Annotated in this window: 16 protein-coding genes; 11 read left to right on the top strand and 5 right to left on the bottom strand. The window is 44.1% G+C overall.

Going from position 1 to position 17,698, the window contains the following annotated elements:
- The first annotated feature begins 224 nt into the window (after positions 1-224).
- From ASG85_RS15240 to ASG85_RS39880, 4 genes are read left to right on the top strand one after another with little or no spacing between them, the layout of a single operon-like run.
- Positions 225-1,880 carry a spore germination protein gene (locus tag ASG85_RS15240; protein WP_057301672.1) on the top strand — a complete coding sequence of 552 codons (1,656 nt, stop codon included), beginning with the start codon at positions 225-227 and terminating at the stop codon, positions 1,878-1,880.
- A complete protein-coding gene (locus ASG85_RS15235; RefSeq protein ID WP_057301388.1) occupies positions 1,828-2,949 on the top strand; it encodes a GerAB/ArcD/ProY family transporter in 1,122 nt (373 codons plus the stop codon). Before ASG85_RS15240 ends, ASG85_RS15235 begins: the two co-directional genes overlap by 53 nt.
- The gene (locus ASG85_RS15230) at positions 2,921-4,144 is read left to right on the top strand and encodes a Ger(x)C family spore germination protein (RefSeq protein ID WP_057301387.1); all 1,224 of its coding nucleotides are present in this window, start codon (positions 2,921-2,923) and stop codon (positions 4,142-4,144) included. Before ASG85_RS15235 ends, ASG85_RS15230 begins: the two co-directional genes overlap by 29 nt.
- Before the next feature lie 57 nt (positions 4,145-4,201).
- Positions 4,202-4,402: a CLC_0170 family protein gene (locus tag ASG85_RS39880; protein WP_057301386.1), complete on the top strand. Its 201-nt coding sequence runs from the start codon at positions 4,202-4,204 to the stop codon at positions 4,400-4,402.
- Between the two features lie 93 nt (positions 4,403-4,495).
- On the opposite strand, the gene fabF is transcribed toward ASG85_RS39880, so the two are convergent.
- Complete coding sequence (gene fabF, locus ASG85_RS15220; RefSeq protein ID WP_060646721.1) at positions 4,496-5,731, bottom strand: beta-ketoacyl-ACP synthase II; 1,236 nt, start codon at positions 5,729-5,731, stop codon at positions 4,496-4,498.
- A 118-nt stretch (positions 5,732-5,849) separates the two neighbouring features.
- Here fabF and ASG85_RS15215 point away from each other — a divergent pair, with 118 nt between their 5' ends.
- From ASG85_RS15215 to ASG85_RS15200, 4 genes are all read left to right on the top strand, one after another.
- The gene (locus tag ASG85_RS15215) at positions 5,850-6,704 is read left to right on the top strand and encodes a helix-turn-helix transcriptional regulator (protein WP_057301384.1); all 855 of its coding nucleotides are present in this window, start codon (positions 5,850-5,852) and stop codon (positions 6,702-6,704) included.
- 279 nt (positions 6,705-6,983) lie between these two features.
- Positions 6,984-8,039, top strand: coding sequence for a fatty acid desaturase (locus ASG85_RS15210; protein ID WP_060646720.1), 1,056 nt, complete (start codon positions 6,984-6,986; stop codon positions 8,037-8,039).
- 77 nt (positions 8,040-8,116) lie between these two features.
- On the top strand, positions 8,117-9,253 hold the full coding sequence (locus ASG85_RS15205) for a sensor histidine kinase (protein ID WP_057301382.1): 1,137 nt from the start codon (positions 8,117-8,119) through the stop codon (positions 9,251-9,253).
- Positions 9,250-9,849 (top strand): response regulator transcription factor, encoded by a 600-nt coding sequence (locus ASG85_RS15200; protein WP_029197103.1) that lies wholly within the window; start codon positions 9,250-9,252, stop codon positions 9,847-9,849. The genes ASG85_RS15205 and ASG85_RS15200 overlap by 4 nt, the downstream gene beginning before the upstream one ends.
- Before the next feature lie 89 nt (positions 9,850-9,938).
- Here the strand turns inward: ASG85_RS15200 and ASG85_RS15195 are convergent, their stop codons facing one another.
- Together ASG85_RS15195 and ASG85_RS15190 are read right to left on the bottom strand one after the other, a co-directional pair.
- The gene (locus ASG85_RS15195) at positions 9,939-10,481 is read right to left on the bottom strand and encodes an NADPH-dependent FMN reductase (RefSeq protein WP_060646719.1); all 543 of its coding nucleotides are present in this window, start codon (positions 10,479-10,481) and stop codon (positions 9,939-9,941) included.
- 134 nt (positions 10,482-10,615) lie between these two features.
- Positions 10,616-10,996, bottom strand: coding sequence for a hypothetical protein (locus tag ASG85_RS15190; RefSeq protein WP_060646718.1), 381 nt, complete (start codon positions 10,994-10,996; stop codon positions 10,616-10,618).
- 153 nt (positions 10,997-11,149) lie between these two features.
- On the opposite strand from ASG85_RS15190, the gene ASG85_RS15185 reads away from it, so the two are divergent.
- From ASG85_RS15185 to ASG85_RS15175, 3 genes are all read left to right on the top strand, one after another.
- A complete protein-coding gene (locus ASG85_RS15185; protein ID WP_057301379.1) occupies positions 11,150-11,491 on the top strand; it encodes a zinc ribbon domain-containing protein YjdM in 342 nt (113 codons plus the stop codon).
- A 234-nt stretch (positions 11,492-11,725) separates the two neighbouring features.
- A complete protein-coding gene (locus ASG85_RS15180; protein WP_057301378.1) occupies positions 11,726-12,706 on the top strand; it encodes an aldo/keto reductase in 981 nt (326 codons plus the stop codon).
- 296 nt (positions 12,707-13,002) lie between these two features.
- Positions 13,003-14,304 (top strand): hypothetical protein, encoded by a 1,302-nt coding sequence (locus tag ASG85_RS15175; RefSeq protein WP_060646717.1) that lies wholly within the window; start codon positions 13,003-13,005, stop codon positions 14,302-14,304.
- Positions 14,305-14,345: 41 nt separating this feature from the next.
- Here the strand turns inward: ASG85_RS15175 and ASG85_RS15170 are convergent, their stop codons facing one another.
- Both ASG85_RS15170 and ASG85_RS15165 read right to left on the bottom strand, forming a co-directional pair.
- The gene (locus ASG85_RS15170; RefSeq protein WP_060646716.1) at positions 14,346-15,863 is read right to left on the bottom strand and encodes a response regulator; all 1,518 of its coding nucleotides are present in this window, start codon (positions 15,861-15,863) and stop codon (positions 14,346-14,348) included.
- The gene (locus ASG85_RS15165) at positions 15,860-17,623 is read right to left on the bottom strand and encodes a sensor histidine kinase (protein WP_057301375.1); all 1,764 of its coding nucleotides are present in this window, start codon (positions 17,621-17,623) and stop codon (positions 15,860-15,862) included. Before ASG85_RS15165 ends, ASG85_RS15170 begins: the two co-directional genes overlap by 4 nt.
- Between the last annotated feature and the right edge of the window lie 75 nt (positions 17,624-17,698).

The raw sequence follows: 17,698 nt of genomic DNA, 5'->3' as shown, positions 1-17,698 counted from the left end.
GAAACTTCCTCTTTGGAGTTACGTTAGGAAAGGCTCTTCCGTACAGATTACCTATTCTCATGTATATTATTGGGAAAATGGATAAAAATACGGAGAAGGAAATGAAAGGGAATCCGGAAGAATAGATCATCTTGGGACTGTTTTCAGGAGGCGGTGTTAGCGTGGCTATGTGGCAATGGTATAAACGAAGGTCTATAAAAGTAGCTCAGAGCCAGCAACCTCGTATGATTCCGCCGAAGGGGCCGCCTGCTCATCAGGTTTTGGAGGAAAATGAAGAAGGGAAAATCACGCCACTTCTCGAAGAGACGATTTCATTCGTTGATAAAATACTTGGTGAAAACGACGATTTTGTTATGCACCGGTTTCGTATATTTGATCAGTACCCGGCTGTGCTTTTGTATTTCTCCGACTTAATTGAGAAGCAGTATTTAAATGAGCATATTTTAAAACCGTTGATGTTATCGTCGACTAACAAACAGGGGAAAGCGAAGGAAAGCCGGCCCTTAAAGGAGGTATTATTTCGAGATACACTGTATGCCTGTGAAGGGAGAACAGAAAAACAGTTATCTGAGATTATCCAAGCTGTTGTACAAGGAGAAACGGTTCTTGTAGTGGACGGGATGGAGGATGCGCTGCTATTTAGTACACGAAATGTGGACAAGCGTTCGATCACGCAACCTGAAACGGAGCAGGTTATCCGCGGAGCACGAGAAGGATTTATCGAAATGTTGGGTACGAACCTTTCCTTGCTTCGTTACCGCCTCCCGACACCGGATCTACGGGTAAAAACGCTTCGAATAGGGCGTATAACCAAATCTAAAGTAGCTATCTGTTACTTGGATGGGATTGTTAATCCCCAACTTGTTGAAGAGGTGTTCAGACGATTAGCCTTGATAGATATTGATGGGATTCTTGATGTTGGGTACTTGGAGCAGTTTATCGAGGATAATCATTTATCCCCGTTCCCGCAGATCCAAAATACGGAACGCCCGGATAAGGCTGTCGCCAATCTTCTGGAAGGCAGGGTTATTCTGCTGGTCGACGGTTCCCCCTTTGCCCTCATATTGCCGACTGTGTTCAGTCAATTTTACCAAACGGTCGAAGATTACTCGGAACGATTTCTACTGGTCAGCTTTATTCGACTAGCGCGACTGGTAGCTCTTGTTTTTTCCTTGATTTTCCCTTCGTTATATGTAGCTCTGATTTCTTTTAATCCGGAGCTCATACCAACAGAATTTGCTGTAGCCGTTGCGGGTGGGAGAGCCGGAGTGCCTTTTCCATCTCTAATTGAAGTTCTGGTCATGGAGGTTTCCATGGAGGTGCTGAGGGAAGCGACTCTACGGCTGCCCCAGCAGGTTGGGGGAGCGCTATCGATTGTCGGTGTGCTAGTCGTTGGACAAGCAGCGGTTGCGGCTGGATTCATCAGTCCCATTACGGTCGTAATCATCGCCTTAACAACGATCGGTTCTTTTGCCACACCGGCGTACAACGCGGCGTTGGCGTTAAGGATGCTGCGCTTTCCGCTTGTGATTTTGGCCGGGATGTTTGGCTTGTACGGCGTGATGATCGGGCTTATCCTGATCGCCAACCATATGCTCTCCTTAAAATCGTTCGGGGTGCCTTACTTGAGTCCGATTGTCCCAGGAAATTTCCAAGGGATGAAGGATACATTGGCTCGGCTGCCACTCTGGTCCATGCCAAAGAGACCGGCACTCTTGCATACGCCGAATGATACCCGTCTGGGAATGAAAACGAAGAAAATGAAGCATCCGCAAAGCAATACCTTAGATCCATTGAAAGTAGGCAATACAAGGAGGGACATAGAAGATGGAGTATCCTCGTCAAGTAACAATGATTCAAGCAGCGATAATTCTAATTAGCACGATTATTGGTGTTGGTGTATTAGCACTTTCGCTTTTTGCTGTTAGAGCTGCCGATTCGGGGGCGCCGCTCGTAACCTTTATAGGTATCTTAATCGGTTCTCTTGGGCTTTGGCTAGTTACCGTACTCGGCATGCGCTTTCCAACTCAAACGATTATTGAATATAGTGAAGTTCTGATCGGTAAATGGACGGCTCGGGTATTCAGTGTCTTAATCATCGTTTTCTTTTCCGTACTTACAGCACTCGCTTCGCGCGAATTCGGTGAAGTCGTAGTGACTTCCGTATTAACGAAAACGCCGCTGGAAGTGACTGTTATTGTGATGCTGTTGTTAGCTGCGGTTTCCTCGCGTGCTGATATGACAACCTTTACCTATTTTCATCATTTTTATTTCCCGCTTATTGTATTCCCGCTTGTATTGATCGTCGTTCTATCGCTAAAAAATGCGCAAATGGTCAATTTATTGCCAATATGGGGGAATGAGCCGAGCGGCATGTCAAAAGGAATCCTTACCATGGCTGCCTTGTTTCAAGGGTCATTCGTTATGACCATCGTAATTCCTGCTATGCGTAAGCCGGATAGAGCGATGTTGGCAAGCTTAGTAGGCATGTTGATTTCGGGGGGGCTCTACTTACTCATTGTAGTTGCTACAGTTGGCGTATTTGGTGCAGAGGAAATTAAGAATTTAGTTTGGCCTACCTTGGAATTAGCCAAAACTACATCATTGCCGGCTAACATCCTGGAGAGGTTGGATGGCGCTTTTCTTGCCGTTTGGGTCACAGCGGTATTTACAACATTGCTGTCGACCTATTACTTGGCTATTCACTTTCTAAGCCAACTGTTACATTTGCGCGATCACAAGCTTTTCTCATTTTTTCTCATTCCTTTCATCTATGTCATTGCCATGTTTCCCCAAAACCTACTTCAGATGTATGGCATTATTCAAGTTGTTGGTCGTTGGGGACTGGTCATCACGGTCTTCTATCCTTTGGTTCTACTGATCGTAGCCCTCATTCGCAAGAAAAAGAAGGGGAGTCGGGGTGATCAGCGTGTGGCGAAAACGGATTAGCCGTATTCTAATTTTTCTATTCCTTTTACCAATGCTTACGGGATGCTGGGATCGTTTGGAAATCGAAGATCGAGCTGTTATTTTAGCCATTGCCATCGATGAGGCCAAACCGCAAGAAGCGAATGAAAGCAGCAATGCAACCCAAATCCTTAAAAATCCTAAGTCGAATAAAGGATTAATACGTATCACCGTACAAATTGCCGTTCCGGGACGCATTCCTTTGGGGACGGGAGGTACTGGAGGCGTACCAGCCGGGCAGAAACCAGTCTGGGTGCTGAGCAGCGTTGGGAGTACCATCAATGATTCTTTGATGAATCTACAGCAGCAATTGGCGGATCGCTTGTTTTTTGGTCATTTGCGTGTAATCGTAGTGTCAGAAGCGATGGCACGGAAAGGGATCGAAAATGAGAAAGATTTCTTCCGTCGTCAGCCTCAGGTAAGAAGAACAGTTTGGATGGTTGTGTCCAAAGGGAAGGCTTCAGATATCATGAGAGCTACTCCCCAATTGGAACGTGTTCCCACCTTATATCTAGTGGCCACTCTAGATCGTGCCAAGGAAATGGGTAAACTTCCAAATAATTTCCTAGGCGTTTTCTATAGTGCTAGTTCAGCTAAAGGACAGGAAGGGTCTCTCCCGTATCTGGATTTGAAGAAAGAATCTAACATTGAAATCGCCGGATTGGCTTATTTTAGAGGTGATAAAATGGAGGGAATCACTACGCCACTGCAAATTGGTCACTTTATGGCAATGAAGCAAATCAATCCTGGAGGATACAGCGTCATTACACAGATACCCGGTTCAGAAACATCTGTCATGTTTCAATCTACGCATCGTAAAGCGAAAATTACTACGGAGATCATAAACGGTAAAATTCATGCCAAAGTTGTGAGTCAAATCGAAGGAGATTTACGGGAAAAATCGGATGAAAATTTGACGCTAACGAAGGAAACGATTAAAAAATTAGAGCAATCCATAGAAAAGGACGGGAAAATAGGGTTTGAAAAACTAATTCACCAGACCCAAAAGGACGGTTGCGACATTTTCGGTTTCGGGGAAGACGTGCGTGCTTTCCATCCTTCCTATTGGAATAGGGAAATTAAAACGAAGCAGAAATGGGAAGATATGTATCGTGAAATGTCCGTTGAGGTAAGCCTACGTATAAATATTCGACGAATTGGCACGAAAACCAAATAAGCTTAGTTCCATACTAGGAGTTTTACGACCGCGGCTCGGGTGAGAAAGGGTTCGACAATGATTACCTTTAACTATTACACGGTTTTGTTGTTACTAATTTCTGGGATCCTCATTTTAAGTTTCGATGTTAGACTCTATGCGAAGACTGGTATGATCAAAGAAAAAAAAGGTGCCCTTCTTACAGGGTGGCTCAGTATAGCCCTCGCTTTCATTTCATTTTGCACCTACTATATTTATGAGAAATGGTTCTGGCACTAGACTTCCTGAATCAGTTAAGGAATAAACCTAATCCATTTCGTTATGCTGAACGGATTAGGTTTATTTGGTATTAGAGTAGAAGGAAGGGATTACTTACTCATGTTTTTTGAAAATGAGGACGGCGTTATGCCCGCCAAATCCAAATGAACTGGACAGGCCATATTGAAGTTCAGCCCGTCTTGCAACGAGTGGAACGTAATCAAGATCACACTTGGGATCTGGATTTTCTAGATTAATTGTCGGAGGGATGAGGCCGTCCTGTAAGGTTTTGATCAGTGCGACAGCTTCTACACCGCCAGCTGCGCCAAGCATATGGCCGAGCATGGACTTGTTTGCGCTGATCGGCACGTCATACGCGCCGCGACCAAGCAGCCGCTTGATGGCGAGCGTCTCTGAAAGATCGCCAGCGATCGTGCTCGTTGCGTGAGCGTTGATCGTGTCGATCTCCGCCGCGGCGATTCCCGCGTCGGCGATCGCTTCGCGCATGGCTCGGTAGGCCCCCGAGCCTTCAGGATCGGTCGCCACGATGTGATAGGCGTCCGAGGTCGATCCATAGCCGACGAGCTCGGCATGGATCCGCGCCCCCCGCCGCTCGGCATGCTCGAGCGACTCCAGCACGAGCACGCCGGCGCCTTCGGCGGCGACGAAGCCGTCCCGCTCCGCGTCGAACGGGCGGCTTGCCTGCTCCGGCGCGTCACAGCGCGTCGACAGCGCCGTCGCATTGCCGAAGCCCGCCAGCGCGAGGTCGGTGACCGTCGCTTCGGCGCCGCCGGCAATGACGGCGTCTGCGCCTCCGCGCTGGATAAGCTTGAAAGCTTCGCCAATGGCATTATTGCCCGTGGCGCAAGCGGTCACTGGAGCTAGCGAGGGGCCCTTGGCTCCGAATAGGATACTGACCTGTGCCGCCGCCATATTGGCGATCATCATAGGTACAACGGTTGGACTCACGCGGCTAGGTCCGCGGGTCAGTAACGTCCGATAATTGTCCAGAATCGTTTGGATACCGCCAATTCCAGAGCCAATATAGACACCTATACGTTCCTCATTCGTTGAATCAATGACTAATGCCGCATCATCAAGTGCCTGCTTGGCCGCGGCAACGGCAAATTGGCAGTATCGGTCCATTCGGCGTACATCTCGCCGACCAACTGCTGCTTCTGCATCAAAATTTCGAACAACACCAGCAAAATTGGTTTTATAATCTGTTACATCCATATGATCTATTTTGGTAATACCTGATCTACCATCCGTAAGATTCCCCCAGAACGTATCCACCTGATTACCAATGGGTGTAATGACGCCCATTCCTGTCACAACTACACGTTTCATTTGTTATTCCTCCTAATGGTTTGCTTTCCATTAGATTGTCACAATTTTTATCCTATTACAAGTTACGGTTTATACTGGTATAATAGCTTCTATGATAAATGCGTAGGAGGATTATGGCGTGGATACAAAGGAACGGTTACAGGCTCTATCCGAATTTTTAACTACACATCGTGCTAGAATTCAACCCAGTGAAGCTGGAGTGCTTGGCGGGAGCCGTAGACGAACACCTGGCTTGCGCAGAGAAGAAGTTGCTTCAATTGCTGGTGTCAGCACGACTTGGTATACATGGTTAGAGCAGGGTAGAGATATCAAAATGTCCGTGCAAGTATTGGACCGTATTGCTTTAGCTTTGCAGCTTAATGAGGATGAGCGCCAGTATCTCTTCATGCTGGCTCTCGAGCAGCCGGCACCGACCACATTTGTAGATCATATACCTACGATCAGCCCGGCTTTAAGCAGAATACTGACAGAACTTCACGATTGCCCCACGATTATTTCAGATCGTAGATGTAATATTGTTGGATGGAATCAAGCAGCCGCGGCTATATTCCTAGATTTTGCGATTATTCCTGTAGAGCAAAGAAATATGATATGGCTGCTTTTTACACGTAAAGAATTAAAGGCTCTGGCTGTAAACTGGCATGATTTTGTAAAGGGATTCTTGGCGATGTTTCGATCTTATTATGGGCAGTATGTGGGAGATAACTGGTACAGTGAGTTTATCGAGCAGATCAGTGAGCAGAGCCAGGATTTTAAAACTTTTTGGAACCAAAGTGATGTGAGTTCAGCCCCCGAAGTATTCATTGAATTCAGGCATGCCAAAGTGGGAAAGATGCTGTTCGATTTGACAACGCTTCAAGTACAAGGGCGTACCGATTTAAGATGTAGTGTGTATACACCTTCTCCCGGTTCGGATACCGATTCGAAAGTCAGACTTTTGATGAGCAAATTAGTAGATCAGGACCATGACTAATTTGTTTTAACAATTTTCAATGCATATCGCATAAAGCGGGACTGCGTCTAAAATAAGAATGTTATATGTAACTTCAAATCCAAGTGAAAAAGTGCTGCTATTTCGTTATTTTACGGAGTAGCGGCACTTTTTTTTGACATAGGACATGACATTTATCATACTCGCTACTTGACGTTTATGACTACAACGAAATGAAAGCGATATCTATAATGAAGATAGGATATTGCGACTTACGTTGACAACATGACCCGCTTACCATACCCGAGGAGGAACTCTACAATGACCCAATCTACGCTATCCAATTTAAAAAAACAGGTTGCCCCTTATGAAAAATCAAATACGAAGGCCAGTGTTAAACAGCTGCTCAACACCTTAGGACCTTTATTGCTGCTGTGGTATGCTGCCTATCTAAGCCTATCGGTATCTTATTGGATAACATTGCCGATTACGTTCATTGCTTCCGGGTTTGTTATACGGACTTTTATCATTTTCCATGATTGTTGTCACCAATCGTTCTTCAAAAGCCGTCGAGCTAACGAAATCATCGGTACGATAACGGGGATCCTTACACTCTTTCCTTATCAACAATGGAAAAACAGTCATTCAATTCATCATGCAACGAGCAGTAACCTCGAGAAACGCGGTACAGGTGATATGTGGGTTCTTACTGTCGATGAATATGCGGCGTCTCCATTATTGCGCAAAGTTGCCTATCGATTATATCGGAATCCTTTCATTATGTTTGGACTTGGCCCTATCTTTTTATTCCTATTTACGAACCGCTTTAATACAAAAGGTGCGAAGCGTAAGGAAAGAATTAGTACTTACTTGACTAATGTTTCCATCATCGGTTTATATGCATTTATGTGCTGGGCAATTGGATGGCAGTCGTTTGTTATGATCCAAGCTCCGCTCGTTTTCGTAGCCGGCTTGCTGGGGATTTGGTTGTTCTATGTACAGCATCAGTTTGAGGATTCCTACTTTGAGAACGAAGAGGATTGGAGTTATGTGAAAGCCGCGGTAGATGGAAGCTCTTATTACAAGCTGCCCAAGCTTTTGCAATGGATAACCGGAAATATTGGGTTTCATCATGTGCATCATTTGAGTCCAAAAGTGCCAAATTATAACTTGGAGAAGGCGCATAATGCAACTCCTCCGCTGCAAAAAGCAACGACGATTACTATTAGCACGAGTCTGCAATCGTTACGTTTCCGTCTTTGGGACGAGCAGAACAAAACGTTTGTCGGTTATAAAAATAAAAAACAGGTGCTCCCTAACCAAGATAAGCAAGATTCTTTGGGGAACAACTTAAAAGTCCGTAAATCGGTCATATAAGGAAAATAATCCAGTCCATACATGTTTATGTTAAAATAGAATGAAATCAACAACGAAGAAAAAGAGGGTAAGGAACCATGCAAAAGTGGCATCAGATTTTTCATAAAAAAACAGGTCTTAGTCCGTATGTATGGGTTGTCTTTTACATCCTCCCTTTTTACTTCATATTTCGTTCTTCTGCTACTTACCAAATCGTATTAGGCACTAGCATGATTATTGTTTTCTTTATCTGCTACGTGCTTTCCTTTGTCTCTAAAGGCTGGCTTATGTACTTCTGGTCGAGTGTACAAATTCTGATTTCAATTACCATGACCTTACTATTTAGTTATGTATATTTCTCGCTGTTTTTAGCTTTTTTTATTGGCAATATTCAAAATCGAGCCGGATTTATTACGTTGTACACCATTCATCTAGTCAGTACTATTGTAACGATCAACTATGGATTTGTATCCCAAAACCCTGTTTATATTACGCAGCTGCCGTTTGTCATCATTAACGTGATTGGCGTAATTCTCCTTCCAGTCACCACGTACAACCGAAACAGAAGTGATAAACTGCAGGGACAGCTAGAGGACGCAAATAAACGAATTTCCGAGCTTGTAAAGTTGGAAGAACGCCAAAGAATAGCCCGCGACTTACATGATACACTGGGTCAGAAGCTCTCATTAATTGGCTTAAAGAGTGATTTGGCGGGGAAATTAATTAGCAAAAACCCGACGAAAGCACAAATTGAAATCAATGATGTTCGGCAGACGGCTAGAAGTGCATTGAAGGAAGTGCGAGAAATGGTTACATCCATGCGGGGTACTAGACTCGAGGATGAGATGTTTCGCGTTAAGCAGATTTTGAAGGCTGCTGAGATCGACCTTATTTTGGAAGGGGATCCTCAGTTAACCAACACTTCATTAATGAACGAGAATGTGGTGAGTATGTGCTTAAAAGAAGCCATTACCAATATTATTAAACATAGCAGTGCATCTACCTGTTCGATCTCCATTGAGCCATCACAATCCGATTTGGTTATCAAGGTGGGGGACAATGGGGTCGGCATGGCCAAAGAATCTGTTGTTTTACTTGGAAATGGACTGCGCGGCATGAAAGAGCGGCTTGAGTTTGTGAACGGATGCATGGAAATTGTTTCAAACCAAGGAACGACGATCGTTATTAAAGTGCCGAATGTCTTCAAACCACCGGAAAGGGAGGCGGGGATATGATTCGAATTGTAATTGCCGAGGACCAACGAATGCTGCTTGGCGCACTTGCTTCTTTGCTGGATTTGGAAGAAGATATGCAGGTCGTTGGTACAGCAAGCAATGGCGAGGATGCTGTGAGATTGGTTCATCTTCATAAGCCGGATATTTGTATCATGGATATTGAGATGCCAGTCAAGAGCGGATTAGACGCGGCTGAGGAACTTAAGGGATTTGGCTGCAAGGTGATGATACTGACTACATTTGCCCGTTCCGGATACTTTGAAAGAGCTGTGAAGGCAGGTGCCAACGGTTATTTGTTGAAAGATAGCCCGAGTGAGGAACTCGCTACTTCGATTCGCAGTATCATGGCCGGACGCCGCATCTATGCCTCAGAGTTAGTAGATGACGCATATGGGGAAGAAAATCCATTGACCGAGCGTGAGAAGGAAGTACTGATCTTGATAGCCGATGGTAAAAATACGAAGGAAATCGCTGATCAAATGTATATAACCACAGGAACCGTCCGCAACTACATTTCTGTCATCCTTGATAAACTCAATGTAAGCAATCGTATTGAGGCTATTATGCGTTTTAAAGAAAAAGGATGGTTCAAGTAATAAATATGGCTAAAGAGAGCTTCGAGAACTCGGAGCTCTTTTTATTTTTCATAATAACAAAACATCAGGAATAAGAGGGAGAATCTGACTTAAGTAGAAGCCTCAACAAGACTTTCAAGCAGGGACCTTAAGCCTGTTTCGGTTAATGCATCAGTAATGAAGCCTTCTTTATTAAGTTTTAAGTTAATATGGGGTATCATCATAGTTCCCGCCTCAACAATTTTGGCATTGATCATGTTCAGCGTCAGGAGAATGGAATCATGCGCTTTGTCACCACCCATTGGAGTGGGAGACGCTGTGACTACCGCTGTCGGTTTATTCATAAACTGACCTGATGAAACTAACCAGTCCAGCGCATTTTTCAAAGCCCCAGGTACTCCATTCCCATACTCAGGTGTGCATATAAGAACGGCATCCGCTTCGTTTAGTTGTGTGCGCAGATCATGGACTGATTCTGGTCCGTCATCGATGTCAAGATCGGGGTTAAAATGCGGTAGATCACCTAAACCGTTGTATACAGTGAAGACTATATCTTTTTGAGCTAATCCTATAATAGCGTGTATAAGAGCTGTATTTGAAGACTTTTGGCGAAGACTCCCCGAAATGGCTAACACTTTTACTATTTTCTCCATCTGAAATCATCTCATTTCTTTGGTTGTTTCCTTAATCTTACATTGCAAGGTAGTCGAAAGTAAAATAACACAAAGAGAGCAGATGCTGTCGCGGTCTGTTCATATATGAAATAATTTCAGCTAAAATAGTAATGCTATTTTATTCTTATTAAGCTTCGTTGAAGCACCGTATCCCCTTCTTGTGGAGTAAAGGGCACATTCGTAACACCCGTTACATTCGTTACTAACTTGCGGTCATTGGGCTGTGTAATGCGAACTTCATATTTAAACCTTACCTTGGACACGTCTGCAAACAAGAAAACCGATTTATTAGATCCTACCTTTACTGTACACTTTTTTGTGTTGCAAGGACTTACCTTCAAGGGGATCGGTGAACCAGTAGACCAGTCAAACACTTGTACCGTTACCCTGCGGGAGCACTTTTTATTGAAGTTAACAACATCGACTAGGGCAAACTTGGTTTTATTCGGTCTCCGCAAAATACCAGTTGAGAATGTAACTCGCTTCGCATTCATCCTATCACTTCTCCTTCCTTTATTTATACAGTAAATGCAAAAGCGGCCAGTGTGTTTGTACATTTGTACGTTACAAGGGAAGGTGGAAGGGTTGTTAATTTGAGAAGATTATGGCAGTATATAAGCATATAACGAATGGGGGAAATGAGATTAATGCTAGATTTGCCAAATTGCCCAAAATGTCATTCAGCGTACACGTATGAAGATGGGAATCTATTGATTTGCCCAGAATGCGCGCATGAATGGACTTTAGAATTGGAAACGGAAGATCGTTCCGATAACAAAATTGTAAAAGATGCCAATGGAAATGTCTTAAACGACGGTGATACGGTTACAGTCATCAAGGACCTTAAAGTAAAAGGAAGTTCATCCGTTATCAAAATAGGTACAAAAGTTAAAAATATACGTTTGGTTGATGGTGACCATGATATTGATTGCAAAATTGATGATTTCGGAGCAATGAAATTAAAATCCGAATTTGTTAAAAAGGTATAGGTTTGAAAGTCGCGATAATCGCGGCTTTTTTTGATTTTTCCAGCAATTTTTTTATCAAAATAGTACTAACATTTAGGTAAGTAGATTACCCTAAGCCAACTATGTTAAGGAAAAGTGCGTACTTTAGAAGCGCCGCAGATTCAGGTATGATAATCATGGAGATATGAAAAAGTAGATATCACTTCACGCTGGAAAAACGAGCTTTGCTCTATAAAACTACTGGAGGAGATAAAAATGAAATATAGTTACTTAGGTCGTTCGGGGTTAAAAGTCAGTAAATTGTGCCTTGGAACCATGAACTTCGGTGTAGATACAGAGGAAAAAGAAGCTTTTCGCATCATGGATGCTGCGTTGGATGCTGGAATCAACTTTTTTGATACGGCAAACATTTATGGTTGGGGAGAAAATGCTGGGCGTACGGAGGAAATTATCGGTCGCTGGTTCGCACAGGGCGGCGGACGTAGAGAGAAAACGATCCTAGCTACGAAGTTCTATGGAGACATGCATGACGTGAACGACGGACCTAACCGGGAAGGCGGACTTTCCGCTTACAAGCTTCGCCGACATTTGGACGCGTCATTGCGCCGTCTACAAACGGATCATATTGAGCTTTATCAAATGCACCATGTGGATCGCAACGTATCTTGGGATGAGTTGTGGGAAGCTTTTCAAGTTCCAGTGTACCAAGGGAAGATCGGCTATGTAGGCTCTAGTAACTTTGCAGGTCGTGATTTGGTGAAAGCGCAATATGAAGCCAAAGCTCGTCATCTTATTGGTCTTATATCTGAGCAGCACAAATACAGCTTGCTCTGCAGGCTGCCTGAACTTGAGGTACTGCCAGCGGCCGAGGAACTTGGAATTGGTGTAATCGCATGGAGCCCGCTAGATGGCGGATTGTTAGGCGGCAATGCTTTGAAGCCGATTGAAGGCTCTAAACGAGCGAGTAACCCTGAAAGGGTAGAGAAGTTTCGTGCACAGCTTGAGGCTTTCTCGACTTTAAGCAAAGAACTTGGTGAGAGTGAAGCGAATGTGGCATTGGCATGGACGCTAGTTCACCCAGCTATGACAGCACCGATTATTGGACCGCGTACGTTAGAACAATTTCAAAATACACTGCGTGTTGTAGATATTGAACTTGATGAATCTACGTTAAAGAAATTGGATGAAATCTTCCCGGGTCCAGGAGGAGCAGCTCCACAGGCATATGCTTGGTAAAAAGGTAAGAATAAACAACGTTTCACTAAAGTTTTGAGATGCACCCCTTAAGAAAAACATTGGAAAATTGATTCCAATGAATTCTAAGGGGTGTATTTTTTTATGAAAGCATAAGTCATTGGGGAACTTACCGTTATAAACCTTGACACATGTTGGTTCATGGGGGACAATGTGTTTAATTCCACAAAATAATAAATATAATCGCTTGTAAACGTCACAATCCCACATTTATGGATTACTTTATTGAATGAAATTTTCTTAAGGAATCATCTACCCGACTATCAGGAGGAACTCTTTTGCTTCGATTGATTTTATTTTACCTGCCCATGGGCGCCTCAGCATTGCTTGCCTCACTGACTCACGTCATCATCAGCGGGGTACTTGCCCGCTCGCCGCACCCTGATCTGACTATAAGCGGTTATGCGCTTGCACTCAGTTTGTCGTTTATCCTGGAACAGGCTATCGCTCCACTACGGCAAACCAGTGCCAAATACGTGAAGGATCAACACTCGTTTCGTGAAATGGTGCGCATGATCGTTACGATTGTTGGCATCATTGCATTGTTTAACGCGCTGATTGCATGGACGCCGCTTGGTCGGCTCTTGTTTCACTACGTTTTTGGGGCGCAAGACAGCTTGTTGGATGCTACAGTCAATGCTTATCAAATCTTGATGTTTGTTAACGTGTTTTCCGCTGCCCGCAGCTTGTACCAGGGCATTATAATCCAACATCTGTTGACCAAATGGATGACTATCGGCATTCTGATTCGCTTATTCGTCATGGGCCTTATGTCTTGGGCTATGGTTACCTGGAATCTAACTAACGACAGCAGGTACGGAGCGATGTTGTTCTTGGCAGGGATGGCCATTGAGAGCGCGGTTGCTTGTTTTGAAGGTCATTATCTTGCAAGACGGCTGCCTGACAAGCTGCCTTCCCATCCGATCAGACGCTGGAAGCCGGATATATTCCCGTTTTACATGCCGCTGCTGTATGGATCGATTGTTTCTATTGTAATCGCTCCAGCAACGAACGCGGCTATGAACCATAGTCTAGATCCCATTCAGGCGATCGCCGCCTTTGCGGTCGCTTCCAATCTAGCGGGACTGATCGCCGGATTCGCCAGCTTTTTACATCAAGCTGTGCTCAATTTCCATGAAGAGCAGCCGCGACATGTCCTTGCGCTGACGACTGCGCTCTCGATAATTTCCACAGCCCTTGTCGCTTTTCTTGCCTGGTCGCCACTCGGTCACATCGTACTCGAGAAAGGGCTCGGCATTCACGGCGAACTGCTTCGTAACTGTACAACCATCTTGGGTGTGCTCATCATTAGATCGGCGTTCTATCCCTGGATCGACTATTTGAACGGGCTTGCTATGTATCATGGTGTAAATAAGACAATCGCTTACAGCAAATTCGGCAATGTGATTTTATCAGTGACGATACTTTTCCTTCTAGTGGACTACAATCCTGGGCTTAATGGTCTGATCGCTGGGATCACTAGTTCCGTCGTCGTTGTGTTCGAGCTCAGTTTGTCTATTTATTTATTTAGTAAAGCTGTACAGCGGCAAACGCTCCATACGATCGAAGCGGCGTTATAAAGCAAACGGACTAAAAAAGGGAAGAAGCCTTCGGGAATTCATCACAAAGAAATGCCAAGCCGGAATTGCCCGGGGGTGATGTTTTCGAATTTTTTAAACACTTTGAAAAAATGCCGCGGATTTTCGTAACCTACAAGCTCCGCAATGGTGTTGATCGGCCATTCCGGATTCTCTTGCATGATTTGCTTGGCTTTGGCAAGCCGAAACGTATGCAAGTAGTGGAGGAAGGTTAATCCCATCTCTTTACGAAACAGCATGCTGATGTAATTAGGATGCATTTGCACATGATCCGCAACGGCATCGAGCGATAAATCCAGCTTGTAATTGAGTTCCACGAAAGCGACAATTTTATCGATTGCCTGAGTGTGCGGCTGCTGACGATCGGTGCTGCGTGCATATCGAATTAGCTGTGCGATGATCTCCGATACACTGATATTTTCAAGCGTGGCGTTGCTTTGCGAAAATAGTTTGGTTGCGGCATGCTCACCCCAAATGGCTTCAGGCGCTAGGCCAACACTTTGCAGGTAGACACCGACACAGATAAGAAACTGCTCACGCAGCTTATTATTACAATCCGCATTGCCTGAGAAATGAGGAAGTATGGACTGAATGTCCTTATCGATCTGTTCGATAGAAATCTGTTGGGCTAGCGAATGTTCAATATATTGAACAAGATTATCATAGTCACTATGTATGTTCTCTGACTCTGGTTTATATATCGTCAAACTGCTATTGGAAAAGTACCGATTGAATAACATCGCAGCCATCGCTTCAATATACAGATCACGCAAATTATCGTTAGCGTTCTTGCTCACACTGACCCCGATGCAATATCCGCTGACCTGTATTTTCTTCGTATCGAACAGCTCGCCACATGCATGCCGCAACTCTTCGTCTGTCGGTACATCCACACCGTTCGTAATGAGGACAGTTTGCCGTAAGAAACGGGACTGGACGGTGTAAGTTTTCTTGCAAACGTGCGATAGAAGGGCACAAATACCTTCCAGACGTTCGGCGGTCAAGAGAGGAATACTCTCGTATGCCTGGAAGACGATGATCGTCGTATACGGATCGGGAAGAAGGGTGTGCAGCTGCTCAGGCTTGAGAGGCATGTCCTCCAATGGCGTATTGTAAAGGATATGTTCTTTGAGAAGCAGAAGGTCATGCTCAATGGTTTGCTTCTGTTCCTCCCGAATCGCAAGCCCAACTCTCGTGAGTACAGTGATTAGTTCTTCTTTATTAATCGGTTTCAACAAATAATCGATGACTTGATAGCGCAGAGCTTGTCTAGCATAGGCGAAATCACCATAACCGGTTAAAATAACGAAACGGCTGCAAAGGTTCTGAGCTTGTATTTCTTTTATAAGAGCGAGTCCGTCCATTTCCGGCATATGAATATCCGTTAGGATCAAGTCGGGCTGAAAATAGGCTAGCTTTTGCAGTGCATCAACGCCGTCGGCAGCGCCGACGATCTCGATAAACGATGTATTCGCTTTCTGGATCATGCGGATAATCCCGTTTAAAATGATAGGCTCATCATCGACAACCATCAGCTTCATTGTATTGCCCCCTTAGCTAACTTGAGTATACACGTTGTCCCCACGTTGAGCTTACTCTCCAATTGAATGCCTGAACCTTCACCAAAAAACATTTTAACGCGTTCGTTAACATTAAAAATACCGAGACCCCCGCCATCCGTTTGCAAATGCTGGACATCCATTTTACCGGTTAACACACCTTGGATGAGCACAAGCCTTTCTTCCTCAATGCCTGCGCCAGAATCCTCAACAGCAATGAACATACATGTAGAATCCTCCCAGATACGGATCGAAAGCAAGCCTTGTTTTCTTACATTCGCGATACCGTGAACAATGCTGTTTTCAATAATCGGCTGCAGCATATAGTGAGGGCAATTAAAGTTATCGATATCAGCATCTATATCGAAAGATACTTGCAGCCGGTCGGCCAGCCGAATTTGCTGGATTTTGATATAGTCTTTTACATTTTCTACTTCTTCTCTCAGCGAAGTCTCGCTTTTCGTTCCCGATAGACTGTAGCGAAATAGTTTGCCAAGTGTATAGGACATTTCAGCTGCTTCTGGGTCATCGTTCGCTTCCGCGATCATGCGTATCGATTCGAGCGTATTGTACAGGAAGTGAGGCTTGATTTGCGCCTGCATCATGAGATAGGCAGACTCTTTTCGCAGCATTTCCGAGCGGTGTACGGTATTCACCAACTCATCCATACGCCTGATCATCGCATTATAGGCGGAGGTCAGATGTCCAACCTCATCCTTATTAATTTCCCCGTGATAGAGCGGGAAATGGTTTTCGTCAACTCGACGCATATGTTTGGAAAGCTTCAAAATGCGCTTCGTAATCGAACTAGCGATCAGGTAGTAGATGCCGGAAAGTAGTAATAAAAGGATGGATACGGTTAATACGAGTACGTATTTGTTTTTTTTGATACCAATAAAGACATCATCAACTTGCTCAATCATGACAAACTGAAGTTTAAGGCCTTCGGCATAAAACGATTCAATTAGCATTTTATTTCCGTTAACTTGTTGATACGAGTATTTTGCGTTCGATTGGAGGACATCGGCAAATAAGGCTTGTTCTGAATCCTGAGATAAGGGGATTTTTTTCACAAGAGAAATGACTTGGTGATCCTGATCAAGCACATATAAATTGCTTCTGTTGTTCAAATTTAGCGATTCTAACAAAGGTTTAATTAATTTGGAAGTTACTTTAATATCGAGGAGACCGATATCCTGTTCAAAGTTCCGGTTTCCGATTTTATGAACAAAATGTAGGTTGATGTCTGGATTCGACCCGTTATTTATCGTAATCCATTTCCCAATACCAAGTGGGAGTTTCTTTATGCTCTCGTCTAGTTTGGACTCGTCCATCCTAGCCATTTCGGGCCGAAAAACCATACCGTTCTGCTGCTCCATATAGATAGTCATTCCGTCGATCAGTCGATTGGATGACAAAATATAAGAGAATAGGGGTCTGATATAGGTTAAAAAATTAGAGACCTGATCGAAATCGGTCCGGTAGTTCCCACTTAAATAAGCAATGGTATTCGAATTATTTTGAAATAATTGATAAGCGGATTCGATCTGCACCGTGCTTACATTTAAGTTGTTAAGCACCTGATTAACAATTTTCTGCCTGCCTTGTGCATACTCTTCGAGAAAACTGTTGTAGTTCTGGTTATACAGAAATAGGCCGAATGAAATAATCGGAATAAAGATGATGACGATATAGCCTATCGCCATTTTTTTCACAATCGACAAATTTTGAAAGTTAATCATTGGCTTTGTTATGATTCATCACACCACCTTATGAACGGACACTACTGCTTAAGAATGATCCCTATAAATTTAATT

It is taken from the genome of Paenibacillus sp. Soil724D2 (genome assembly GCF_001427935.1).
In the GTDB taxonomy this organism is placed as follows: Bacteria; Bacillota; Bacilli; order Paenibacillales; family NBRC-103111; genus Paenibacillus_E.
The sequence above is the reverse complement of the archived record's forward strand: the minus strand, read 5'-3'. Positions and strand labels throughout refer to the sequence as shown.